At 52.6% G+C, this 24,276-nt stretch carries 22 protein-coding genes; 12 read left to right on the plus strand and 10 right to left on the minus strand.

Annotation, left to right across the window (positions count from 1 at the left end; genetic code table 11):
• Positions 1-36 precede the first annotated feature (36 nt).
• From SH580_RS04315 to SH580_RS04335, 5 genes are all read right to left on the minus strand, one after another.
• Positions 37-924 (minus strand): alpha/beta hydrolase, encoded by an 888-nt coding sequence (locus SH580_RS04315; RefSeq protein ID WP_319833787.1) that lies wholly within the window; start codon positions 922-924, stop codon positions 37-39.
• Between the two features lie 11 nt (positions 925-935).
• A complete protein-coding gene (locus tag SH580_RS04320) occupies positions 936-2,228 on the minus strand; it encodes an alpha-L-fucosidase (RefSeq protein ID WP_319833788.1) in 1,293 nt (430 codons plus the stop codon).
• A complete protein-coding gene (locus SH580_RS04325; RefSeq protein ID WP_319833789.1) occupies positions 2,225-3,904 on the minus strand; it encodes a glycoside hydrolase family 2 protein in 1,680 nt (559 codons plus the stop codon). Before SH580_RS04325 ends, SH580_RS04320 begins: the two co-directional genes overlap by 4 nt.
• A 51-nt stretch (positions 3,905-3,955) precedes the next feature.
• On the minus strand, positions 3,956-5,167 hold the full coding sequence (locus SH580_RS04330; protein WP_319833790.1) for a hypothetical protein: 1,212 nt from the start codon (positions 5,165-5,167) through the stop codon (positions 3,956-3,958).
• Between the two features lie 313 nt (positions 5,168-5,480).
• The gene (locus SH580_RS04335; protein ID WP_319833791.1) at positions 5,481-6,167 is read right to left on the minus strand and encodes a PEP-CTERM sorting domain-containing protein; all 687 of its coding nucleotides are present in this window, start codon (positions 6,165-6,167) and stop codon (positions 5,481-5,483) included.
• A gap of 155 nt (positions 6,168-6,322) precedes the next feature.
• Here SH580_RS04335 and SH580_RS04340 point away from each other — a divergent pair, with 155 nt between their 5' ends.
• From SH580_RS04340 to SH580_RS04355, 4 genes are all read left to right on the plus strand, one after another.
• Complete coding sequence (locus SH580_RS04340; RefSeq protein WP_319833792.1) at positions 6,323-7,369, plus strand: LacI family DNA-binding transcriptional regulator; 1,047 nt, start codon at positions 6,323-6,325, stop codon at positions 7,367-7,369.
• Between the two features lie 118 nt (positions 7,370-7,487).
• Positions 7,488-7,922 carry a SufE family protein gene (locus SH580_RS04345; RefSeq protein ID WP_319833793.1) on the plus strand — a complete coding sequence of 145 codons (435 nt, stop codon included), beginning with the start codon at positions 7,488-7,490 and terminating at the stop codon, positions 7,920-7,922.
• Positions 7,923-8,000: 78 nt separating this feature from the next.
• Positions 8,001-8,705, plus strand: coding sequence for a TatD family hydrolase (locus SH580_RS04350; RefSeq protein ID WP_319833794.1), 705 nt, complete (start codon positions 8,001-8,003; stop codon positions 8,703-8,705).
• The gene (locus SH580_RS04355) at positions 8,698-9,156 is read left to right on the plus strand and encodes a DUF983 domain-containing protein (protein WP_319833795.1); all 459 of its coding nucleotides are present in this window, start codon (positions 8,698-8,700) and stop codon (positions 9,154-9,156) included. The genes SH580_RS04350 and SH580_RS04355 overlap by 8 nt, the downstream gene beginning before the upstream one ends.
• A gap of 97 nt (positions 9,157-9,253) precedes the next feature.
• Here the strand turns inward: SH580_RS04355 and SH580_RS04360 are convergent, their stop codons facing one another.
• Complete coding sequence (locus tag SH580_RS04360) at positions 9,254-10,507, minus strand: diaminopimelate decarboxylase (protein WP_345786246.1); 1,254 nt, start codon at positions 10,505-10,507, stop codon at positions 9,254-9,256.
• A gap of 77 nt (positions 10,508-10,584) precedes the next feature.
• Positions 10,585-10,953 (minus strand): hypothetical protein, encoded by a 369-nt coding sequence (locus SH580_RS04365; RefSeq protein ID WP_319833797.1) that lies wholly within the window; start codon positions 10,951-10,953, stop codon positions 10,585-10,587.
• A gap of 126 nt (positions 10,954-11,079) precedes the next feature.
• Here SH580_RS04365 and SH580_RS04370 point away from each other — a divergent pair, with 126 nt between their 5' ends.
• The 3 genes from SH580_RS04370 to SH580_RS04380 all read left to right on the plus strand — a co-directional run bounded on the left by SH580_RS04370 (position 11,080) and on the right by SH580_RS04380 (position 14,764).
• Positions 11,080-11,541 (plus strand): NUDIX domain-containing protein, encoded by a 462-nt coding sequence (locus tag SH580_RS04370; RefSeq protein WP_319833798.1) that lies wholly within the window; start codon positions 11,080-11,082, stop codon positions 11,539-11,541.
• A 109-nt stretch (positions 11,542-11,650) separates the two neighbouring features.
• Positions 11,651-12,904, plus strand: coding sequence for an FtsW/RodA/SpoVE family cell cycle protein (locus SH580_RS04375; protein ID WP_319833799.1), 1,254 nt, complete (start codon positions 11,651-11,653; stop codon positions 12,902-12,904).
• A gap of 87 nt (positions 12,905-12,991) precedes the next feature.
• The gene (locus SH580_RS04380) at positions 12,992-14,764 is read left to right on the plus strand and encodes an Rne/Rng family ribonuclease (RefSeq protein WP_319833800.1); all 1,773 of its coding nucleotides are present in this window, start codon (positions 12,992-12,994) and stop codon (positions 14,762-14,764) included.
• A gap of 180 nt (positions 14,765-14,944) precedes the next feature.
• Here SH580_RS04380 and SH580_RS04385 read toward each other — a convergent pair whose 3' ends face one another.
• Positions 14,945-16,012: a hypothetical protein gene (locus SH580_RS04385; protein WP_319833801.1), complete on the minus strand. Its 1,068-nt coding sequence runs from the start codon at positions 16,010-16,012 to the stop codon at positions 14,945-14,947.
• 6 nt (positions 16,013-16,018) lie between these two features.
• Positions 16,019-17,611: a hypothetical protein gene (locus tag SH580_RS04390; RefSeq protein WP_319833802.1), complete on the minus strand. Its 1,593-nt coding sequence runs from the start codon at positions 17,609-17,611 to the stop codon at positions 16,019-16,021.
• A gap of 144 nt (positions 17,612-17,755) precedes the next feature.
• On the opposite strand from SH580_RS04390, the gene SH580_RS04395 reads away from it, so the two are divergent.
• Genes SH580_RS04395 through SH580_RS04405 form a run of 3 tightly spaced genes read left to right on the plus strand, consistent with a single transcriptional unit; the run spans position 17,756 to position 20,817 of the window.
• A complete protein-coding gene (locus SH580_RS04395) occupies positions 17,756-18,931 on the plus strand; it encodes a glycerate kinase family protein (RefSeq protein ID WP_319833803.1) in 1,176 nt (391 codons plus the stop codon).
• Positions 18,915-19,583 carry a DUF2062 domain-containing protein gene (locus SH580_RS04400; protein ID WP_319833804.1) on the plus strand — a complete coding sequence of 223 codons (669 nt, stop codon included), beginning with the start codon at positions 18,915-18,917 and terminating at the stop codon, positions 19,581-19,583. The genes SH580_RS04395 and SH580_RS04400 overlap by 17 nt, the downstream gene beginning before the upstream one ends.
• Positions 19,576-20,817 (plus strand): DUF1343 domain-containing protein, encoded by a 1,242-nt coding sequence (locus tag SH580_RS04405; RefSeq protein ID WP_319833805.1) that lies wholly within the window; start codon positions 19,576-19,578, stop codon positions 20,815-20,817. Before SH580_RS04400 ends, SH580_RS04405 begins: the two co-directional genes overlap by 8 nt.
• A gap of 65 nt (positions 20,818-20,882) precedes the next feature.
• Here the strand turns inward: SH580_RS04405 and SH580_RS04410 are convergent, their stop codons facing one another.
• Positions 20,883-21,842 carry a LacI family DNA-binding transcriptional regulator gene (locus tag SH580_RS04410; RefSeq protein ID WP_319833806.1) on the minus strand — a complete coding sequence of 320 codons (960 nt, stop codon included), beginning with the start codon at positions 21,840-21,842 and terminating at the stop codon, positions 20,883-20,885.
• A gap of 126 nt (positions 21,843-21,968) precedes the next feature.
• Here SH580_RS04410 and SH580_RS04415 point away from each other — a divergent pair, with 126 nt between their 5' ends.
• Together SH580_RS04415 and SH580_RS04420 are read left to right on the plus strand one after the other, a co-directional pair.
• Positions 21,969-22,703: an SDR family oxidoreductase gene (locus SH580_RS04415; RefSeq protein ID WP_319833807.1), complete on the plus strand. Its 735-nt coding sequence runs from the start codon at positions 21,969-21,971 to the stop codon at positions 22,701-22,703.
• 47 nt (positions 22,704-22,750) lie between these two features.
• Positions 22,751-24,157 (plus strand): FAD-dependent oxidoreductase, encoded by a 1,407-nt coding sequence (locus tag SH580_RS04420; protein WP_319833808.1) that lies wholly within the window; start codon positions 22,751-22,753, stop codon positions 24,155-24,157.
• Positions 24,158-24,276 lie beyond the last annotated feature (119 nt).

The raw sequence follows: 24,276 nt of genomic DNA on the forward strand, positions 1-24,276 counted from the left end.
GACGGGTAGTCTATTAGGCTGGCGAGGGCTATACATTTAGTCCAGTTGTGAGCTAGGGAGAATTGACTCGGCGCACAACCAATCTTGCAGCAAGTCGGGCCAATGATGGACCGGGAGCGTTCGTTGTTTTCTGAAACCGAAACCATGTCCGCCTTCTTTGTATAGATGTAATTCGGCAGGAACATTCGCCTGACGTAAGGCCAAATAAAACCGCACACTGTTCTCGGCTTTGACTGCGGTATCATTGTCGGCCGCAACGATAAATGTAGGCGGTGTTTCAGAATCCACCTGAAGCTCGTTCGACAATAGATCGACAAACTCAGAAGAAGGATTTTTGCCGATCAAATTTTGGCGCGACAAAGAATGGGTAATAGCGCGCTGCATACTAATAACTGGATACAGCAACACCAAGAAATCGGGGCGACTGGAAACACGCGCCACTGGATCTGCGGTGGTCGGATCCGCATCAATAAAATGGGTGGCCGCCGTCGAGGCGAGATGGCCACCCGCCGAACAACCGAGCACTCCTACTTTTGACGGATCCAAATCCCAATTCTCGCTGTTTGAGCGCATGATCTGAAGGGCACGCTGCACATCCTCCATCGGTGCAGGATGCGGATGCCCTTCTGCCGGGATTCTATATTTCAATACAGCCGCGGTGACTCCAATCGAGTTAAACCATTGTGCAATCGATCGCCCCTCATGCCCCATCACCAAATGACGATAACTGCCCCCGGGGCAAATAACGACGGCCGCACCATTGGCCGTTCCCTCTGCGGGAAAAGTCAGCTCCAATGTCGGGACATCGTCCTCAGCCATCCCCTCTGTATTCAGAGCGCCCTCGGGCCACAGTTCAATCGTTTGGGCAGTGAGTGAAAGGCTCATCATCAAACAGCTGGCAATCAATCTTAGTCGGTAATACATGTCGTTTAAGCTTATGCGTTTCGCTTCAACCATGCGGACGTGTCGTCCTCCAACAGCGTCGAGGGAATGTCTTCAAACTCGATCTGTATCACCGAAACATCGGGATGTGGGGGTTGCTCTGGGAGTCCAGTCAACACGAGACGATGATTGCATTCATAGCGTATACCAAGCTGAAGATCGGTTCCCAGTACAGTTGCCGACTTCGCCTTCGTGCCGACGAGAGGCACGACCAATTCCTGGCCGGGCCAACGCGAAGTAAAGAGGTAAGCAGTATTCCCTTGGCGGGTCCAATGCCCGGCCCCGCCTCCCGGCAAGGAGTCATTGGGCAAATCACAACGCTGCGAGCCATAGATGCCCTCGCCATAGCGCTGCAACCAATCTCCCATCGCTTGCAGGCGAGTGGTCTCTTCGGAGCGCAAGGAACCGTCAGGCTGCGGTCCTACATTCAGCAAAAAATTACCTTCTCCCGCGGCAGCTTTAACCAAATTTTGCAGCAATTCTGAAACGCTCTTAAAATCAGTCGTATGCCGAACATAACCCCAGCCAGCGGGATGACAAATTGTCATGCAGGACTCCCAACCACGTCCTGCCTCGGAGGCAGTGACATGTTGCTCGGGCGTATCGAGATCCTCCTGAGTGCCCGCACGATTGTTAATTATAATCTCTGGCTGTAACTCGCGTGCCATGGCATTGAGTTCCACCGAACGCCAAAACTCAGCCTCAGGTATCTCCTTCCTCCGCCCGTGCGAGATCCATCCTCCATCATACCAGAGCATGTCTATTTTCCCATAATTGCTCAGCAACTCCCGGACTTGATCGTGTGTTTGTTGCACCAATGCGGCGGCTGACTCTGGATACTTCTGAGGTTCAAAATAACCAGGAAATCTCCAATCCAGTAATGAGTAATAAATCCCGACTTTAAGACCGGCTTTACGAAAGGCTGTCACAAACTCGGCCACGAAATCGCGCTGCGCCGCGGTCTTGGTGGAGGTAAAATCGGTCACAGCACTGTCGTATAGACAGTAGCCATCATGATGCCGTGCCGTAAAAACGGCATAACGCATGCCCGCATCCACTGCGGTTTGTGCCAGTTTTTCAGCATCCCAGTTAGCCGGATTAAATTGATCGGCCAAGGGTGCGTAGTCCTCAGGCGGAATGCGCTCACGAAACATGACCCACTCGCCACGCTCCAGCAGCGAGTAGAGTCCGAAGTGAATAAACATTCCAAAGCGGGCTTGGTGGAACCAACGCAGCCTTTGTGCGTATTCCGTTTGGGGTTCAGTTTCTAATGGTGCAGATGTCATGAGGTGTATGCGTTGAAAACGTCTCTTACCGCTTGATACGCCAACTTCGGACGGCGGTATTCGTCGAGAGTGCCTTTGTTATTAAATGTGCGCGGACGCTTGATCGATCGTCCCGTGCCATAGGTGCGTGCGTCGCTGAAGTGCCAGAGTGCAATCCCGCTGGAGCGCGGGTGTTCGAGCGCTTCCTGACAAGCGATGCGTAAGTAATTCGCCTGATACGCTTCAGTGTAAAAATCGTGATGCGGTTCGTGCCAGCCGTAGAGGCCTTCAGCCCCGATCTCAGATATGATTACAGGCTTGTCGGCATAGGCATCACTACTGAAGTGATCAAAGCACTTTTGCATATAAGGTGCAATCAAAGCGAGCGGGTCTTCGACATCGTCACAATCATACCAGCCAGGATAAATGTTGATAGCAATCAGGTCGACCAAATCGAAACAAATATCTGTCAGCGCATACATACTAGCGAAAGATACCAAACGCGTGGCATCCAACTGACGGAGCTCGACCGCACTTTCCTCGATGATCGGTCGAGCATAGGGCTGATCACTGCCAGCCTCGTTTAAAAAGCCCCAAATAATCACACAGGGATGATTATAGCTGGCATGCACCATTGCGCGCAGCGACTCCAGATGCTGGGCACGAAAGGTCTCATTAGTCAGCGTGCGCTCGCGTTGGCCCCAGCCCAAGTTCTCTTCCCAGACAAGGAAGCCCAGTTCATCGCATAGATCGAGAAAGCGTTGATCTTGTGGATAATGACTCCCCCGAATAAAATTGCAGCCAAGATCCCGCAGATGCTGGAGATCATTGAGCATTTGTAAGGGCGGCGTGCAGGGGCCAAAATTTGGATGCCACTCGTGGCGATTGTATCCACGCAGTTGTAACTGCTCACCATTCAACCAAAGCGCCCCCTCGCGGGCCTCAATCCAGCGCAAGCCAAAGCGAGCTTGCTGACTTCCCGAAGCATGCGATTCGTCTTTAATCCGCACATGGACGGCGTGTAGTAACGGGCTCTCCGGGGACCAAAGTGAGGGGTTTGGCACGCGCGCGGTCAGCGTGATTTCACCATCAATGATCGTTCCCGTGTAAGACTGTTCGTTGCCATGATCCCATGCAATTAAGAGCGTCATCGAGTCAGAGACAGCGCCTCGCAGCCCGATGTGTAAACTGACTTCGCCATCTCGGTAGCGCTCAGTCGGTGCCACTTTCACCCAATCAATCGAAGGCTTCGTATCAGGAAAAACCTGGAGCATGACAGAACGTAAAATACCACCGTATTGATAAAAATCAAAGTATGGCTCGTGCATAGGCGTGTGTTCGAAATCGAAACGATTGTCTACTAATAGGACTAGTTCGCGTTCGCTGTCATCGCTCGCCTCAAGCTCAAGTCCAAAGGGAGCATAGCCACAGGCATGTTCACGCAAGCAAACTCCGTCCACAAACACGCGGCATCGCATGGAAACAGCGCCAAAGCTCAACTTGGCCGAATGCCCTGCCGGGATCGATAGCCTTCGCCGATAGGCAGCCACTCCTCTTTTACCCGCGAGATCGGGCGTCGCGTCGAAGGCACTCGGCACTCCAGTCTTCGTCCAGTCGCGAAGACTCTCGGGCGCACATGCATCCAGATCCACATCGCCGAGAAAGAGAAAATCCCAGATGCCGTCGAGACAAGACATGGCAGGGGCAGAAAATGTTGGCAGGGGTACCGTTGTGGGCATAAGAATAGTTTAGCAGTTTGCCAACGAGGCAGCCTGATGTAGAGTCGAAGTAGAGGAAACGATTTCGGACACATCGAGAAGATACATTTGGCGACTACCTTCATGAATAGAGTCGATACAAATGTGGCGCCCGTCTCGACTCCAACGTGGGTGAAGATCGCAGCGTATTTGCCAGTCCATCGGAGGCGAATGAAAACGACCAATGTCAATACGTTCGCCACTGGCCCAGTGATAAAGCAGTAAGGTGCGCATATCCTGTTCGTCCGGATAGGTGTCGGTTAAGACCCACTCTTGGTCGGGTGAAAAGGAGCAATGCCCATCACAATCAAACACATCGGTCCCGATAGGCATGACCTCTCCCCCCTCAATGTCGTCGTATAAATAATACCCTAGCCCCGTGCCATGATGGCTGGCCCAAGCGAGAATCTCGTCGCTTCCCTTCCAATCGTAATGCGAGAAATGACGATGATCGCTGATCAGCCGTACATCACTACCATCGATGCCCATAGTCAACAAGCGTGTGATGCCCACTTCTTCACTCAATGCCTGAAAACCTTTATAACGATGGAGCAAAGCGACCCGGTCCCCGGCACGGTTAAACTGCAGGTGATTAAAGCGGTGCATGGTATTGCTAAAATCCGGAGTCCTTCCTAACGCCGCCGCCTGAGCCAGGCTAAAGATCAACTTAGACTCCCCACTTGCGATATCAATTGAGTAAATGCCATCGTCTTCAGGTTCGCCCACACCCTTAGTCGGATCCTTCACGCCTGGATAGCCATAGCCAGGACGCTGATGCTGCAAGCGGGCAAAATTCAAGGAGACCGCATGCGTGCCCTGCGCATTCAAGCCGTAAATCGGCCGATCAATGGCACGCTCCGCACCACTTTGAACATCGAGAATACGCGCCACCCATTGTCCATCGACACGATCATTAAAAATAATAGACGACGCATCTCCTAGCCACTGCAGCATGCAACCTTGCTGCCAATTCCAAGCCCGCGTCTCCGCAATCGGCTTCCAGGCATTGCCCTCATGTAGATCAATTAGGCCAATAGTCGCCACATCATCCGCCCGCGGAGGACGATCCATAAAGTCCGTTTCCATGCCGACGATCCAACGGCTGCTAGCATCCCAGCAACTCTTGTCGTAGTAACCGAAAAAGTGATGCTTTCCTCCTCCGGTTAAGGCAGTCGGCTGAACTATTTCCTGAGTATGTTTCATTATAAATATCGTATCAATTTCCTCGTCGCGTGACTTGATATAGAAAGATAAGCTCTATCGTAAACAAGGTCATCGGAAGCGACGCTCCAGTATTTTGTAAGTACACTTCAGAACACATATGTTTGCTAATTCATTTTCACTTTTACGGATAAGTAATTCCACAATCTATCAGATTGATCGCTCTATAAACAAAGAATCACTCAGGCACCTTGCCAAACGTACACAAAAAGCCGCCGAAATAATTCGGCGGCTGTGCTCTAATCGTTCAAAAAATAACTAACAAAGAATGAGCGCTAATAAGAAGATATAGCGATTAGCACCGACGGCGTCTTTGCATTAGCATACCAGCAACGAGTCCCCCCATCAGGAGCCCATAGTTCGATGGCTCTGGAACGGCGGACAGTTGAACATTATCAATACGAAAAGAAGTGCCACTAACAACCTCTGGAATTAGCCAGGTTAAGGTGACGTCACTTTGATTTTCGATCGCCGCGATACTGGACAAGTCGAACGTCAATTCTTGGAATTGACCGTTTGCCGGGAAGAATCCTCCCGTGAGTCCAGTGCTCACGGCACCTGCGCCAATATCGTAGGTCAGATCGGATAATTGAGTGACGGCACCTGAGCCAGCAGTGCGCACGGCGAAGCGGACAGTCATATCCTCCAGGTTGGTGGCATCGAAATTCAGACTTAATGAAAAGCCAGAACCTACGCCATAAACCAAGCTGTGACCAGGTGTGGCAAAGTTGCCGTTGCCCAGCCAAACCGAATCGTCATAGGCGGTGAAAGACGCTTCGCCTCCGTCACCTGCGGCACCTCCGGTTGGAGAAATGGTCGGAGTTCCGCTAGCGATACCGTCAAATGCAGTGACATCTAACGTAGCAGTACCGTTGCCATCTTCTTGCGATTGAAAGGAGAAAAAAATACTAGATGCCGAGCTTGGAAGTGCGGCAAATAGGGATATTCCAGCGAGGATGGTAGTAATATGTTGTATTTTCATTTAGTAAGGAATCAGTTCAGTGAGAATCGGCAATGGTTAGAGGAATTTTCAAAGCCTATGACAGGCTACACTTTTATACTCGCTTTTTACTAGCAATTATTCACTTATACAGATAAGCGACTTCGCATACATGATGGATAGCCCCCCTCCAAAACATGCCACAGCATAAAATCACTCAGAAAAGCATCGCTCAAAAGCTGGGACTCACGCAGGCAGCGGTATCCCTAGCCCTAAGGGGCGATGCCAGCATACCGGAAGCGACCCGCAAGAAAGTCAGTAAGATGGCAAAAAAGCTGGGCTATGTGCCGGACCCTTATCTCACCGGACTGTCTGCCTATCGTCATCGTAACAAGCCCACTCCGGTCAAAGCCGCCTTGGCCTGGCTATCCAATGACGCGGCGGGTGAGTCTTGGAAACGATCCCCTGCCTTTGTCCAATACCATACGGGGGCACTTCGCCGCGCGCAGGAGCTCGGGTATCACTTGGAAGACCACGCACTTCAAGCCCAGGGAGTGAATATGAAAAACATCGAGCGCGTGCTACTGGCACGTGGTGTGAACGGCATTCTATTGGCCCCGCAGCCTGCGCCCAACATGTCGATCGACTTCACATTCACTAAATTTTCAGCAGTTACCTTTGGCTATACTTTGTGTTCACCACAGTTGCATGTGGTCACGCTCCATCAGTTTCGTGCGATGGAAAAACTATTACGAAAACTCACAGGATTCGGCTACCAGCGGATCGGCCTCGCTCTCTCTTCTGAAAGTGATGGACGGGCGGATTACCACTGGTCAGCGGCCTTCTGGAGGAAGCAACAACATTTCCCCGCTAAACAACAAGTGCCCCTGCACCTACCTCAGCAAATGGAGAAAGAAGGCTTTCTAAAATGGTATGCGCAGCACCGCCCCGAAGTCGTGGTGACCATTCATCCCGAGGTATACGATTGGCTACATCAAGACGGGATCGCCATCCCCGAGGATCTGGGGTTTACCCTCTTAACGGTTCCGGATGATCAACGACAATTCTCCGGAATCTGGGAAAACCCCGCACTCATCGGAGCTAAAGCCGTCGATATTCTGGTCGAGATGATACATCGCGGTGAAACTGGTATTCCTGAGGTGCCGATCTACCACCTGATCGATGGGAATTGGCTCGATGGAGAGACGGTAAAAAACAAAACCAGACGGGTGAAACCTTGCTAAAGATCTGACAAGTCGGTCTGAAAAATTTCGACTCTGATTAAGCCAAGCTAATGTTGACGGCGAACTTAGCTTAAAAGAAACCCATGCATTTTTTTGACTTCTTAATTCATCACTCATAATGCTTAATTCTCCTATGACTTTAGAAGAAAAGAAGAACGCACTGGTCGAAGAGATCACACTTATTCCTGATGCCTATGAGCGCCTCGGCTACATCGTCGATCGCGGCAAAAAGGCTGAGGGGCTGCCCGAGGATCTACGGATCGACAGCTTTAAGATCGAAGGCTGCATGTCACAGCTTTGGGTCGTGCCGGCCTACCAGGATGGCCTTTGCAATTTCCAGTCCGAGTCCGACTCGGCCATCGTGAAAGGAATCGCCAGCCTACTGTGCGACTTTTATAGCGACGCCAAACCAGAGGAAATCGTTCAAACAGATGCCGACTTTTTGGGCGACGTCGGTATCACACAACACCTCTCCCCCAACCGCCGCAACGGTCTCAGCCGAATCGTGGAGTCCATTCAACGATTCGCGCAGTCCTGCCTGGCTGAATCGTAATTCGTCGGGTCTTCACTTGTGAGGCCCCGACGGAGGAGCACCGTAAAAAGCGTCACTGGCTAAGAAGCGATCACTCCCATGCAACTCTACGACGCACATTGCCATCCACAGGCATCCCTCCACAATCCGGTCGTCCTCAATGGAACCTGTCCTGAAGATTGGGCACAAATACTGAAGCTCGCGAATCAAAAGTCACAAATTATTCCCGCAATTGGCCTACATCCGTGGCAAGTGAATGACGCCCCCGACGATTGGCAGGCAAGCTTTCTACAACAGATCGCCGAAGCCAAAGCGGTGGGCGAAATCGGCCTCGATCAATGGATCGACGGCCACCAGCTCGAACGGCAGCAAGCGGCCTTTTGCTGGCAATTGCAGCAAGCCGCACAACGTAATATGCCCGTTTCGATCCACTGTCTCAAAGCAAGCGATCCATTACTCCGCATATTGAAAACACAGTCAGCGCCGAAGCGCGGCATCCACCTTCATGCTTACAGTGGCTCGGCCGAGCAGGTGCGCTCATTTACTGCACTCGGCGCCTATTTCTCATTTCACGCAGGTCAACTTCATCCAAAAGCAAAGAAAGCGCCCGCAGCCGTTCGAGCGGTGCCCTCCGATCGACTCTTGATTGAAAGCGATGCACCCGACACAATCCAAAACACTGTCAGCTATGGCGAGTTTTTGCAACATGGCTATCAACGCGTCGCCGAGCTGCGCGGACTGACCGTGGAAACGCTCGCCGAGCAAGTCGCCGCGAATTTTGCCCGCTATTTTCTAGATGATTGATCACACACTCGCCCCTCTTCCCAAAGTCAGCCACAGCGACATCGTACGCCGCGGCCTGCGATGCCAGTGTCCCAACTGCGGACAATCCAAGCTCTTTCGCTCGTTTCTGAAAATCCATCACCGTTGCCCCTATTGCGGAATGACTTTAGAACGCGGTGATGGCTATTACCTAGGCCCGCTTTGTATCAATTACGGGATCGCAGTCTTCGGCGCAGTAGCGCCACTTTTACTTGCAGGCTTTGCAGGCTGGATACCTTTTATGCCAGCAATGATAGCAGCTGGCATCGCAGCACTACTGCTGCCGCTGCTACTCTACCGGATATCCTGGAGCCTGTGGCTAATGAGCTACTACTTCTGCTTACCGGACGAACTACACGCCAATCGCCCCGAAGACAGCGATGAACTACTATTCGAAGAAGAACATAGGAACGGAATGAACGTCGAACGTTGAACTCCCAACTTCGAATGTTGAATGCACGCACATTGAGTCCAACTCCTTAACCTCGCTTTATTCAACATTGGACGTTCAAAGTTGGACGTTCGACGTTCTACACTTCGTTGGCCCAAATATCTTCTAACTTCTGCCGGCGACGGATTAACTTTGCCGTGCCCTCCTGATCGAGCATCACTTCCGCAGCTTCGGGATACGAATTGTAGTGCTTGGGTGTCATTGCCGAGGCATAGGCTCCCGAGCCATCGATCACACAGTAGTCACCGATCTGAGCCACGGGTAAATTGCGGGTGGCCAGAAGCTCCGGGTCGCCCGGCGCAGGTGTCAAAATATCTCCGGATTCACAGCAGTGCCCCACCACCACGTATTCTTTAGAGCTGGCGGCTTCTTCACTCTGCAAGAGACTGATCGGGTGTTGCGCTCCGTAAATAGACGGACGCAGCAATTCCGTCATGCCAGTGTTGAGCTTGATAAAATCATAGCCCTGCTCGCCGGTAGAGACGACATCTTGCACCTTGGACAGTAAGGCACAGGCATTCCCGACCAAGAAGGTGCCAGGCTCGACTTCGAGGCGAATCTGACGCCCGGTCTCGGCGGCGAACTCCTCAAACTTTTCCTTGATCGGCTGCCCCACCACTTGCAAGTCCGTCGACTTCTCATCCGGCATGCGCCCCACTTTGAAGCCACCTCCGAGATTGAGCGTCACCACATCGGGAAATTGACGCACCATCTCAAAATTCATCTTCGACACCTTGAGCCAAACCTCGGGATCGCTGCCCGAGCCAATATGGGTGTGGATGCGCACCGCGGTGAGCGAATATTTAGCCAATAGCTCTTTGATCTGAGGAATCCACTCGTACCAAATACCAAAGCTAGAAGACGGCCCCCCCACATTGGTGCGATTATTACCGCCCGAGCCAGCGCCGGGGTTGATGCGAATACCGACTTCACCACCGGGCTTGAGTTGACCGAAACGTTCCAATTGAGCGAGCGAGCACGCGTTCAGCTTTATTCCTGCGTCTAAGAGCTCGCCCAAATCCTCTGGCAACTCTTGCGCACTCAGACTGATTTTCTCTGCGGCAATGCCCGCCGCCATCGCACGGAGTACCTCATGCCCCGACGACGCATCAATATGCAGCCCCGCTTGGGCAAAAATCTTCAAGATCGCCGCATTCGGCGAAGCCTTCATCGCGTAACGAGCCGTCAAACCGAAGGCATTGGGAAAAGCAAGCACAGCGGCTGCATTGGCCTCCAATGTCTTTTGATCGTAGACATATACGGGCGTGCCGAAGTTTTGGGCGACTGCATGAGCGCTCGTGTAATCTAGAAAGCGTGGCTGTATTTTCTGCACCATGCGAGAGAGCAAATGCGCTTCATACGCTCAGGCAAGCGCGAAACCGCACGGCTGCAAAACTTCCCCCTGCCCCTTTAAACTTTCGTCCGCGGCTCTGCGCGTTCACAGCCGTAGCTCTCTAACATCTCCGCCACCAATGCCGGTAAGTGCGTCAAATTCGAGCCAGCACCAGCAGCCTCTCCCGCGCAGCACACATAGCCCAGCTCATCTTCAATCGGCATCTCCAGCCCGCGCGTATCTAACCATGCGCGCACGGTGCGCAAGGATTCGACCCATTGTCGCAAGGAAAAGGCGCTGTCATCGCTAGATTCCAGTAACTGTCGCCTCGCTGCAGCATTCTCTGTTCCTGAGAAATTAGCCTCCAAAAAGGAAAGCAACTGCGGAGAATCTCCAAACTGTGCTTTGAAAGCATCACTGCCCATGCTGTCAATAATCTCAACCATAGTCCCGCAGTAGTGGCACATTCCGCAGAAATCGCAAGTAGCACCAGCTATCGCTACACAAATTTCACAGAAACCGTGTTGAGTCTTGCTCCTGTGAGAATCTGCTTTTGGCTGTAAAAGTTTACTATGCGCCATATTCGAACAGCGGCACGAGCCCTCATCATTTTGGATCAAAAAGTCCTCGCCATCAAAATGCGCGACCGGACGGGTGTATTTTACATCCTACCGGGCGGAGGACAGCGCCATGGAGAGACCCTACGCCAAGGACTCGAGCGCGAGTGTCTGGAGGAGATTGGGACCGAAGTCGAAGTCGGCGAATTACTCTACATACGTGAGTATATCGGCAAAAATCACGAATTTCGCAAATCACACCACGCCTTTCACCAAGTTGAACACGTCTTTAGCTGTTCACTGCCCAACCCCGCCGGCATCGGGCCGGGCACCGAACATGATAAAAAGCAGATCGGCGTAGAATGGATCCCGCTCGCAGACTTGCCCCAGCGGCGTTTTCTGCCGGAAGCCATCAAACCATTTTTCAAAGACGGTGGCTTCAAGCCGAACAGCAACTACCTGGGAGATGTGAACTAAAAGCAGTGAGAATTGGCTAGCAGCCACTAGCCCAGACTGCCAGAACAGTCTTATAGTCTCCCAATTCTGAACTCCTAATCCACTATTCTTTTTTTTTGCGCCGCAAAAAATGTCCGTCTATCGCCGTATATTTAGTAAAAAGTATCAGAACCTGATGAATCCGGGGGAACGGTTGCGCTTCGACCTGATCAATCCTCTCTGCATACTGCTACTCTGTGCAATCGGGCTGCTTTTCATCTATTCCGCGCAGATTTCCTACGATGGGGGCCACTGGAAACGGCAGCTATTCTGGATCATTATAGGGCTGGGCACCTATACCGCGATCTCCGCGATTAACTATAAATTGATCCTGCAATACGCCCATTTTATCTACATTGCAGGCATCTTCGGCCTCTTGCTGACCACCAAATTTAGCCCCATCAGCTTTGAAGACATGGGGGCGCGGCGCTGGATCGATCTCGGGGTCACTCGTGTACAACCGACCGAAGGAGCCAAGATCGGCACCCTGATTATGGCAGCCAGTATTTTGGCCCGATCCGAGATCGGCACAGTCAAAGATTCGCTGCTGGTACTAACCAAAATGGCCGGTGTCTTTTTGCTTCCAATGTTGTTGATTTTCCTGCAACCCGATCTAGGTTCCTCGCTTGTCTTTCCACCTATGATTTTCGCTCTGCTATATGTTTCCCGGTTATCCGAGAAATTTTTCCTTAGTGCGTTCGCAGCATTCGCGATCGCACTGGCAGTGTTGGGAGTCGATCTTTACGGTTACAGTCAGCATCTGGAAGCTCAGCGCGAAGCGAAAAATTCTGACGGTACAGAGGTGATTGGCGACTATCAATCGCTACTCCCTATTCGCAATTATCAAAGAAATCGGATCCTCACCTTCGTCGCTCCCGACGTGGTGGACCCGAGTGGCACCGGCGCAAGCTGGAATGCCAATCAAGCAAAAATTTCTGCCGCAACCGGTGGATTGTCGGGCAAAGGCTACCTTAAAGGTACCCAAGCGCAGCTCGGCTATCTCCCTCAAGCGGTGGCACACAACGACTTTATTTTCTCCGTAATCGCGGAGGAAACAGGCTTTCTTGGAAGCGCGTTCGTCGTCGGGCTATTTTGCCTGATGGTCGCCAACGGCATACGTATTGCCGGACTCGCAAGAGATCGATTTGGAATGCAACTGGCCATCGGTGTCAGTATTCTATTCCTCGTCCACTTCTTCATCAACATTGGCATGACTATCGGCATCACCCCGATTACCGGACTCCCGCTTCCGTTTTTAAGTTACGGAGGCTCCTTTGTTTTGAGCTGTTTTATTCTACAAGGTCTTGTGCAAAGTGTATATCGGTATCGAAAGGATTTTTCATGATGCTGATCCACCCACGCACACACAGATTTGAGAGTCAGAACAGTCAAAACTTGGGATCCCCACCTCACCCACGGGAAACCAAGACCAATGAACGACGAATCAACCACTCAAAACACTTCTAATCACGATGCTAAGGGCAACGCCAATAGCGACGATCAATACACCAAAGAGCTCATTTCTGCTCCCAAGGAAAAAAAAGCTGAACGCATCGATACCCGTGCGCTCAAAGACGACGCAGCCAAACGTGAAAAGACCCAACCGCTGATCACTCGCATCGTCAAAGCGATCAAGGCGGAAAAAAAGTCCTACACCGAGCTCATCATCAACTCCGAGCCACTCGAAAAACGTGTCGCCCTACTTCAGGACGGCGTGCTCGAGAAGTTCGAAGTCGAACGTACTGGTGAAGCGCGCGAAGTCGGCGCCATTTTCAAGGGACGCATTCAAAACCTTGAGCCGGGGCTCAAGGCGGCTTTCGTCGATATCGGCGAAGAGAAAAATGCCTTCCTGCACTACTGGGACATCCTGCCAGCCGCCAAGGACAATACCATCGAAGTCGTCCGCGACAATAAATCTGAAAAGCAACGCAAGCGCGAAGCGGAAAAGATCACCGTCAAAGACATCCCACGCCTCTACCCGATCGGCAGCGAGATCGTGCTACAGATCACCAAAGGCCAAATCGGCACTAAAGGACCACGCACCACCACCAATATCGCGCTGCCCGGCCGTTTCCTCGTGCTCATGCCTTACACCGGCACCCTGGGAATCTCCCGTAAGATTGAAGACAAAAAGGAGCGCTCCCGCCTGAAGGGCATCTTGCGCGACCTCACCTTGCCCGAAGGCATGGGCATCATCGTGCGCACCGCTGGCGAAGGTAAAAAGGCCCGCTACTTCATCCGCGACCTCCACATTTTGCTCAAGCGCTGGGAGGTGATCAACCAGCGTATGGAGTCCACCAAGAAGCCAGCCTGCCTCTACGTCGAGCCCGACATCGTCGGCCGCACCGTGCGTGACTTCCTCACCGAAGAAATCGACCGCGTGATGGTCGATAAAAAAGAAGACTACGACACAGTGATGGAAGAAGTCATGAAGATTTCCCCACGCTCCAAGTCGAAGATTCATATCTTCAAGGACGACATTCCCGTCTTTGAGCGCTTCAACATCGAGCGCCAAATCGAGCAAACTTACATGCGTTGCGTCCCGCTACCAGGCGGTGGCGAAATCGTGATCGAAGAGACCGAAGCGCTGATCTCGATCGACGTGAACACCGGCTCACACAAGAATAAGAACAAGGACGGCAAAGACTTCATCCTGCAGGTCAATTTGGAAGCGGCGACCGAGATCTGTCGCCAAGTACGTCTGCGTAACATCGGCGGCCTCATCATCCTCGACTTCATCGACATGAAGGCGAAAAAGGATCGCAACGCGGTGCTCGCACGCATGCGCCGCGAAATGGCCAACGACAAGGCGAAGAACCACATTCTGCCGATCTCCACACTCGGCATCATGCAAATGACGCGTCAGCGCCACTCGGAAAGTCACTCCAGCGGCATCTACACCGACTGCCCGTATTGCCACGGACGCGGCTCGGTCAAGAGCTCCCGCACCATGAGTGTTGAAGTGCAACGCCGCCTAATCAGCGTGATTCGCCACATCCGCGCCCGCGACGGCCACGATAAGGAAATCGCCCTGCGCGTGTTGCTACACCCGACCAACCTTGAGCGCCTACGCCAGGAAGACGAAGACCTGCTGTTGGAGATCGAACAATCCTACGGCGCACGCCTGTCCTTCCGTGCCGACCCAATCTACCATGTCGAGAATTTCAAGATTATCGACATCGAAAGCGGTCAAGAGCAGCGCTAGCGCCTTATTCAGAAAAAAGCTGACATAAGCAAACTTCAGAAGCTCTAACTTATAGACAGAATGGCTGGTAGGGACACCTACCAGCCATTGTTTTTTGGCAAGCCTCCTAAAAAAATGAGTTAAGAAGTTCTCAGAGGGCGAGCCGCCTGCCAAGGGAGTCAATGAATACGCCTTCCAGGATCAAAGCTCAGCCGTGCCCGAGCCATAGGCATGGGCCAGCGCATATCCCTCGCCATCTTCAGACTTACCGGGCCAATTAACTAGATCATGTCCAGCCAAGTTGGCGGCTCTCAACACAACTGCATTGAGAAAACGCTCATAGTAAAATATAGCGAATGGCTCTGCGAGCGGAGAGCGAATAATCGTCGGCGGGTTGATTCGCTCGAGCAAAGGCTGTAAACGAGTCAGCAAATCGACCTCAGCCGGAGTTTCACTGGTAAAAATCCAGCGATTGAGTGGTCGCACTCGATCCGCCTGAAAGGGACCATGCGCATAATCAAAAACATCCCGAATACGTGGGGCCGCACAAAAAACAGTCTCCAGCACTTTGGCGGGTAGATTCTGCGCATAGAGCGAGCTGCTGTTAGTAAAATAAAAGTCGGTCCCAGCCAGCAATTCCGCCGCGCAGCGCTCCAGGCTTGCCACATCTGGCAACTCTGCCGCCCACACTTGGCGCAGCAGCGACTGCATCGGAACCACCGGGCCATGGTGCGAAAGCGACTGTTGGATCTGCCAAGCCGCAAGCAACGCACAAATCGGACCAATCACCCGCGGCAAAATCTCAAATTCATCCTCCATCGGATGCGTCAGGATCATGGCACCTTCCCTCTCCAAGCGCTCTAAGAGAGCCGCGCGATCGACCTTCCCCGCCTGCCTCTGCCCCTCCACTGTGGATGAAGTGACAAGTGTCAAACCTGCAAAATGTTCGCGACCTGCAATAGCAATCTGCGCATTTGGCGAGAGCCCCTGAGTGAAAACGACAAGCTGCTTGGCCGCACAGCCAGCAGGCAGTTCAGCATAGAAAGCTGCGGTGGGTAAAAACTCCGCCTGCACCACTCCAGTGCGATTCAACAGCGACACGAGATACTTCGCAGCAGCCTCCGAACTGCCAATCCCGGTAACGGCGACCTGCTCAATCCCCCCCAAGAGACAATGACCAGGCAATGAGGCATCCCAAGTAAGCTGCAAATACTGCGGCACCTGCTCGATACGCGCTGCGAGAATGTCTAATCCACTAGGTGGCACCATGTTATTCTAAATCTCCGATTCCAAAAAGATCCAATCCACAACATTTAATCCGCTACGATGCAAGGCTTGTGCATATTCGTTCTTTTGAATCAAGCTATTGGGAGAGTTCATCACCATCTGGATGTTAAGACTGGGCAAATGACTCTTCAAAATCTGAAAGACACACTCGTAATCACGCTGATCAAAGGGAACTCCTAATTTACGATACGACTCACGTGTATCGTAACTCGTGTTTTGCTCTAAAAACATTCGGTCGAGTGAAAACGCACCGAAGCCCGCCCCACGTCCGTCTTGGTATACCAGTACCACCGCGCCACTCCCATAGCGCACGATGTGTTGAATCGCACGGTTGTACTTTGCCTTATTATCATCCACCTTCACCGGAAAACGATTTAGAATAGACTCACTTTGAATTCGTACGATCGGCCGGTCATAGGACTTCGGATTCCCGTAAGTGAGCACCACAAAATCATCACCACTCACCACGTCGTAATAAACATGCACTCGAAACCAATAGGGTTCATATAATAAGCGCGCAAAAGGATTCACCTTGGGGTCTTTCCCCATTGCTTCGATGGCTTTGGAATCAATTTTCAAGATCAATCGGTTCCCCCGAATCGATTCAAACTCACGAATCATCGGGCTGCGTCCCATCGTATGCGGCTCCAGATCGGAATCGCCCAACATCTCCCTCACGGCATCATAAGAAATCACCACCTCATCATCCAAAGGGCGAATCGGCAGAAAGTAACTAGCCATATAAATAAAGCGTTCCGCTTGCTTCAAGCGCACCGGCTTAAACGGAATGACTGGCTCCGGTAATTGTATGTCAGCGAGAGGAAGCTCATTCGGGCGGGAAAGCTCATGTCCCGACTCCTGTTTCGATTTCAAATAAAACAAGTTAAAGGGCCCCGGTTCATATTCAATAGCTTCTGTCCGTTCAACCGTTAGACCATTTCTTTGCATGGCTGCAACCTTGTCTGGGTTATTTGTTAGCACCACCCACTTGGCATCGATATTAAGAATGTGTACGATATCTGAAATGTTCAGATATTGACGATAGTCCTTTTTCAATCCGAGCGTCTTGTAGGCATCAAAGGTAGACAGAGTATCCCCACTGGCTTGCACCAGCATCCGGTCGCGCGCTTTTGCAGAATAGCCAACGCCACGTCCCTCCTGTAGTAAATAAAAGAGCACTCCATGCCCATAGCTTGCGATCTTCTCCATCGCACCTTCCAGCTGTTGCACACAGTCACAGTCACAGCCCCCCAGAGTCTCACTGGTCACACAACTGGAGTGCATGCGTGTATAAAGCACTTCGGCGTTGATGATATCACCATAAGTCAGCGCTATGATATAGCCTTTATGAATAATATCTTGAAAAATACAGGCGCAAAAGTCGCCGAAACGTGTCGGCACTTGAGTCTTAGCCAGAAACACCGTGGTGCCGTAGACGGGATGCTTATCCGGTTCATTCTCGCCGATGACAGAAGCATCTACCGAGTAGGCACGCAGCCACTCGGGGAGGTTGTTAATATCAATATGATCCCGCTTGGGAGAAGCCCCAAGCTCGGTGGTAGTCGAAGTAGTTGAACACATAATTTTTTATTGTGTAAATTCATTAGCATGCTTCATGCCAGCTATCATTGGCACGCAGGCTGCACTGTTGAGGCTTAAAATTTCAAATTAATACACGATCAATGTTGGACCTTCAGCCTTCGACGTTCATATTCGACATTATATATGCATATTCTAGCCGCCTTCGATAAGTTCAAAGATTCCATGCCCGCCGATCGAGCTTGTGAAGCCGCCCTGAGCGGAGCACTTACAGCCCTGGGGGATACACACAGCTTCACAGCGGCACCGCTCACTGATGGCGGTGAAGGCTTCTGCCCAATACTGAGCCAATCAGTCGGAGGCTATATGGAATTTCACAAGGTCTGCGGACCGCTGGGCGAAGAAGTGGAAGCTCCGCTAGGCTGGGTCGAGGTGGAAAACATTCCAGAGAGCGCTCGCCAGTTTCTCGGCATTCAAAGTGGCAAGCTAGCCATTATTGAAATGGCTTCGGTCGCCGGACTGGAACAAGTGCCCGCAGCGCAGCGTCACCCGGGGCACTGCACCACACGCGGCGTGGGCGAGCTCATACGTATCGCCGTAGCCGAAGAGGCCAACGCTATTTTACTGGGCATAGGCGGAAGTGCCACCAGCGACCTCGGGCTGGGTGCACTCGAAGCGCTGGGGCTGAACTTCTGTCCCAGCGGGCAAATCACCCCCGCACAATGGGACGCCATCGATACCATTACAGGCAGCATCGAGCTCGATGTGCCCCCCATCTACATTGCCTGCGACGTGGAAAACCCACTGCTCGGCGCACAAGGTGCCGCCGCGGTTTACGGCCCACAGAAAGGTCTCGCGCCCGATGAAATTGATGCCTTTGACGATGCCTCTGCACGTGTCGCCAAGCAATTATGCCATTTTTTTAAACAAGCAGAATCGCGGCTCAAGGTACCTGGCAGCGGTGCTGCGGGCGGGCTGGGCTTCGGACTCAATGTCGCCTTTGAAGCCAGCTATGTGCCAGGCTTTGAACTCGTCACCGCTTGGCTGGATCTCGCGAGTAAGATCAAAAACGCAGACCTGGTGCTCACTGGCGAAGGTAAATTCGACACCAGCTCGCTGGCAGGCAAGGGGCCCTACGCCCTACTCGCCGCTGCCTACTCCAGCGACACTGATGCCATCTTGTTTGCCGGTTGCGCCGAAGACACAGCGGCACAAACAGTACGCGAACGCTTTCCCGGCACTGCCGTATACAGTATCACTCCGGACCACATCCCGCTGGCCCAAGCACTCAAGGCCGCACCACAGCTGTTAATGCAAAAAGTATCCGAAGTATTGCAGAGCCGAAATGTATATGACCGCTGAGGAGTCAGAGCTCAACAAAACACGATGGCGACGCATCCGAAGAGTCAAAAAATGGCTGCGTCCCCTCCCCCGGCGTACCAACATACACCGTTATCCCATTCTAAAATTCTTCTCTGAGTCAGCTCGTAAACGTATTTATATATGGAGCTTTCGAGTCGAGAATGCCGTGCCCGCGATCTACGCCGGCAGCATTCTGACTCTCATGCCACTGTATGGCATACAAGTGCCACTGGCATTCCTGCTTGCGCTTTTACTACGTGCCAATCTGCCAATCCTCGCTGGATTACAAATAGTCTCCAACCCGATTACCGTACTCCCAATCTGGTATGCGGCCTACCAGACAGGTCGCATATTCCTCAGCCTGATCGGGGTAAAAGTGGCCCCACTCAATCACGAAGAGGTGCGGCTCTTACTGGATAACTTCATCCACGGCGCATGGGGCAATAAATTCGATAACATCGCCACCGTATTCGGCGTTACAAACCTCGGTGCTATCATCATTGGCACCTTCTTCGGCTTGATCGGCAGCGTCATTTACCGGATCATCGCCAATCGCACTGCCGCCAGCTACGCATTACTGCGCGCAAAAATTAACGACCGTAAATTGAAGTCAGATTCTCAGACGCCTGCTAAAGATTCTACCAATGATTAAAAAGCTCTGCCTCTTATTACTCCCCTTACTACTCTGGACAGGGCTCGCCCAGGCCGCGCCAATTTACCTGGGCATCGATGTACTCGAACAAAGTGGTTTCCGAGCCATCGCCGGTAAACGCGTGGGACTACTCACCCACCCGGCAGGACTCAACCGCCGCGGCGAGAGCAGTATCGATGTCCTGCGCCGCGCTCCCAATGCCCGACTGGTCGCACTTTTCGGCCCCGAACACGGCATCTATGGCGACGAAAAAGCCAACGTTCCAGTCGACGACAAGATCGACCCGCGCACGGGGCTCCCCGTTTACTCGCTCTACGGCCAATACCGCAAACCCACCGCCAAAATGCTGGCGGGGCTGGATGCCCTGGTCATCGACTTACAGGACGTCGGCGTGCGCTCCTACACCTACGTCAGCTGCATGCGCTACGCCATGGAAGCCTGCTTTGAAAACGGCGTCGAAGTCATTATCCTCGATCGCCCCAACCCTCTCGGTGGCCTCAAAGTCGACGGCCCCCCACTCGACCGTGAATGGCGCAGCTACGTTGGCGCATTTCATGTGCCCTACGTGCACGGCCTCACCATTGCCGAACTCGCACGCATCGCCAAACACTCCCCAGGTTGGATGGAAACACCCAATGCCACACGCGAAAAAGGCAAGCTCAGCATTGTGCCGATGCAAGGCTGGACTCGTGATATGCTGTGGACCCAAACCGGCCTCCGCTGGGTGCCCACCTCGCCCTACATCCCCGACCTCTCCGCAGTGCTGGGCTACGCGATGACTGGTCTGGGAGCACAAGAAGGCGGCTTTAGCCATGGCATAGGGACGCCCTATCCTTTTAGGCTCCTGCGCTTCTCAGGCAAATCACCTGCCGAGCTGAAAGCTGCACTGGAAGCCAAACACATACCAGGCCTGAGCTACCGCATCGTCGACACCCAAAGTGCTGCCGGCGCGCCCCTCACCGGCGTCTATGTCAGTGTCGTCAATTGGAGTCGTGTCCGGCCCACCGAGCTCAGTTTCCACATGATGCAACTCGCGGCCGCATGGTCGGTCAGTAATCCCTTTGCCGCCTCCAAGAACCCCGCACTCTTTAATAAACACGTCGGTAGCACCGCTTGGTGGGACGAAATCAAACAACGTGGCGCCCAAGCCCGCGTCAACGCCTTCGTCAACCAATGGGAAAAGCAAGCTCAGGACTTCCAAGATGAAGCCAAGCGCTTCTGGCTCTACCGCTAGTATCTCAACTGCTCTGCGCAAAAAACAGGTATCATGCTCGTGCCTATCAAAGTAGACTGGCACCACTAGACTGCATCCACCCAGAGGGGCTTAACGATTTGCTCATAAGTATGGCGAGCAATCATCAGGCTGGGCGAGATGACTGCTGTCGCCACTAAGTCGACCGCAATTTCACCCATATGAGATCGACGTTGATCCAAGCCCGCGCTCCGACCGGGCCGCGCATCCAAACTCACAAACGGGACATTGAGATGATCGCCATCACAGTTGCCAATCACTCCATCAATCCCCCGAAATTTCTTCAAGATCTGCGTCCAGTTGGGACTTTCATTCGCTGCTAAGAAACACACAGGAGCCTCCTCGGGCAGCCCCAGTGACTGATATTTCAATCTGAATGCCGCCTCATAACGAATTAAGTTTCGCCGAGTCGGGCGCTCTCGCAATACAAGCAGCGGACGTTCACAGCCCCTCTCCTGAATCGCATCCATAGCCATCATCATTCCACCAAAAGCTTCTGTGCGAACCGTGGACAGGCCATTCATTTCCCCTCCAAAACTAACCATCGCACATGCATCAAACACTTCCGGAAGAGGCTCTGGATGCGTGACGCCAGCCCACACGATTCCTTGAATTCCTCGTGCCCGTATGACGCCGCCCAGTGCCGCCAACGAAGCGTAATCGTCCACATAGAGTTCATTGGCCGAGAACCCGTGATGGCCAGCTCTTGTAGCCAACACTTTCCCCAACTCGCGATCAAATCGATTGCTGGCTCGCTCGCTCTGCCCTCCGAAAATAATAGCCACGTTTACATGCGTCTTCGCAGGTCGCACAGCCCGTCGCTGAGCCATCCATGCAGATACCAAAGGATTCGGCCGGTAACCACCTGCAGCAGCCACTTGCAACACCCGCTCACGTGTTTCTTTCGAAGCCCGGGATTGGCCACGTAAGATCTTTGATACAGTCGTAAAATGCACCCCCGACTCGCAGGCTATCTGCCGGAGGGTCAGACATTTTTTAATACTCATATTGGGCTACTTGTATCCCAACAGCTCGCTTGTTCAATCTCATATAACAAGTAACAATTTCAAACTCACTCGGCATCGAAAAACCGAGCTCACTGCCTCAAACAGAAAACCATACAAACGATTATAATGGATATCCAATTACCCACAGCCATCGTCACTGGAGCCTCTAGCGGCTACGGTGTCGGCATCGCAAAAGTTCTCATTCAACGCGGTCACAATGTTTTTATCACCGCACGCAATGCCGAAAAACTCGAAGCCGTAGCTTCGCAAATTGGTGCCACTGCCATCGTCGCAGACGCCACCAGTGGCAGCGATTGGGACCGTGTGATCGAAACCGTAATGAAAGCGACCGGGCACATCGATGTGCTCATCAACAACGCCGGTGCAGGCGGTAAAATTGCGCCCATCGAAGAACAGACTGATGAGGAGATCACGCAGACTTTAATGCTGAATTTAAACTCGGTGTTCTTCGGTTGCCGACGGGTTGCCCCCATCATGCGTCAAAGCAAGCGCGGCACGATCATCAACATTTCCAGCATCTGTGCTAAATATTCTTGGCCTGGATGGTCCGTCTATTCAGCGGCCAAGGCTGGTATCGAACGCCTCAGCAAAGGACTCTATCTGGAACTGCGCGAAGCGGGCGTGCGTGTCACCTGCCTCACGCCCTCTTGGGGAGACACTGAGTTTAGCCAAAATTCCAATATTGCAGGGCATCCATCACTGAGCCCCGAAATCCGAGCTGCGTGTACCAAGCCAGAGGAATTGGGAGAAATCGTCGCCAACATTGTGACCACCCCACCCAACCTTGAAATCATTGAAATGACAGTCGTACCAAATGTGCAGGAGATCTCCCCGCTCTGAGGGCTCCTCACGCTCCTGCGACGAACTCTCACCGATCTCCACGAATTGTGAAATTTGACCTTATCATCGCAGGCGCGGGCAGTGGTGGGCTGGGCGCCGCCATTACTGCTGGCCGCTTAGGACTACGAGTCGCATTAATCGAAGCAGCCAAGACCTTAGGAGGCAACGCCGCCCGCGGTGGGGTCAATTGCTGGGAGCCCGGCGTCGGCGGCACGGGCCTGCCTTTCGAAATCTATCGCCGACTTAAACAAATCCCCAAAGCCGTAGGCATTTATCGTCATGGTCGCCACCTTTGGCGAGACCCTAGCTTCCCTGGAGGTGAATGCATACTCGATCCCTCTTTGCGCTATACCGATTCTCTGCGTCGTTTTCTCTTAGACGGCGAAGATAAACTGGATATCTGGCATGGCGTCCCCTTTGAGCCGAACGACTACGTAAAGGTGGTGAGTGAACTACTCAATGAAACTCAAAATATAACACTGTTTAGTGGCAGCGCCGTGACGTCGATCACTCAAAACGGACACCGCATCAAAAGTGTCAGTCTGGACGATGGAACCACTCTGACCGCCGACACATTCATAGATGCGACTGCCAGCATTATTCTAGCTCGACTGGCTGGATGCCGAACCAGCCTAGGCCGTGAAAGTAGTCAAACCTATGGAGAGTCCGCGGCGCCTAAACAGGCTGACGACAGCCTGAACGCAGTCACTCAGCTTTACCGGGTCGATCCCCACTCCGGCCAGCCATCGATCGAGCCTTTGCCAGAGGGCATCCCCTCAGAATGTTGGTGGGCACCAAAATTTCCGAGCGCCGTGTTCAACCAATATCCGCGAGGCGGCTGGAACGTAAATATGCTACCGACCATGGAGGCACGTGAATTTTCCAGTCTACGATATGACACCGCTCATAAAGAATGCGCTCGTCGCGTCCACGCGCACTGGCATCACATACAAACAGTTCTACCAGAGATGCAGTCATTTCGGTTGAGTTGGCTCGCCCCAGCCCTCGGTGTTCGCGAAGAACAACGCCTCGTAGGCCGTTACGTGCTCACACAACAAGACCTCGATGACACACTAAAAAAGCAGCCCCACGACAACATCATCTGCATCGCAGATCACTCCAAAGACGTACACGGCGAAGTCCATGTCCACAAAGAACTAAGCTTCCCCTATGGCGTGCCCTATCGCTGCCTACTGCCAAGGGAGTTTGACAACTTACTAGTGGCCTGTCGCGGCGCGAGCTTCTCTGCAATCGCAGCCTCCAGCTGTCGACTCTCTCGAACAATGATGCAACTGGGCCAAGCAGCTGGAACCGCAGCCGCACTCGCAAAAGATCAACAGCTGGATGTTGCGGATGTGGATACCGGTGCACTTCGCACCAGCCTACGCAAACAACACATACAACTGGAGTGGCCCGCCTCGGACAAACTACAACGCTATTTGCAGCGTGAATAGTCATAACTGAACATAGAATCGTTGGCAACAGCCCTTAGCAGATGTAAATAGAGATCAAGGCTACAGCCTAACATTTGACAAATAGCAAATTAATCATCAGCACTGGTCATCTGCCCAAT

The organism is Coraliomargarita algicola (genome assembly GCF_033878955.1).
GTDB classification, from domain to species: domain Bacteria; phylum Verrucomicrobiota; class Verrucomicrobiia; order Opitutales; family Coraliomargaritaceae; genus Thalassobacterium; species Thalassobacterium algicola.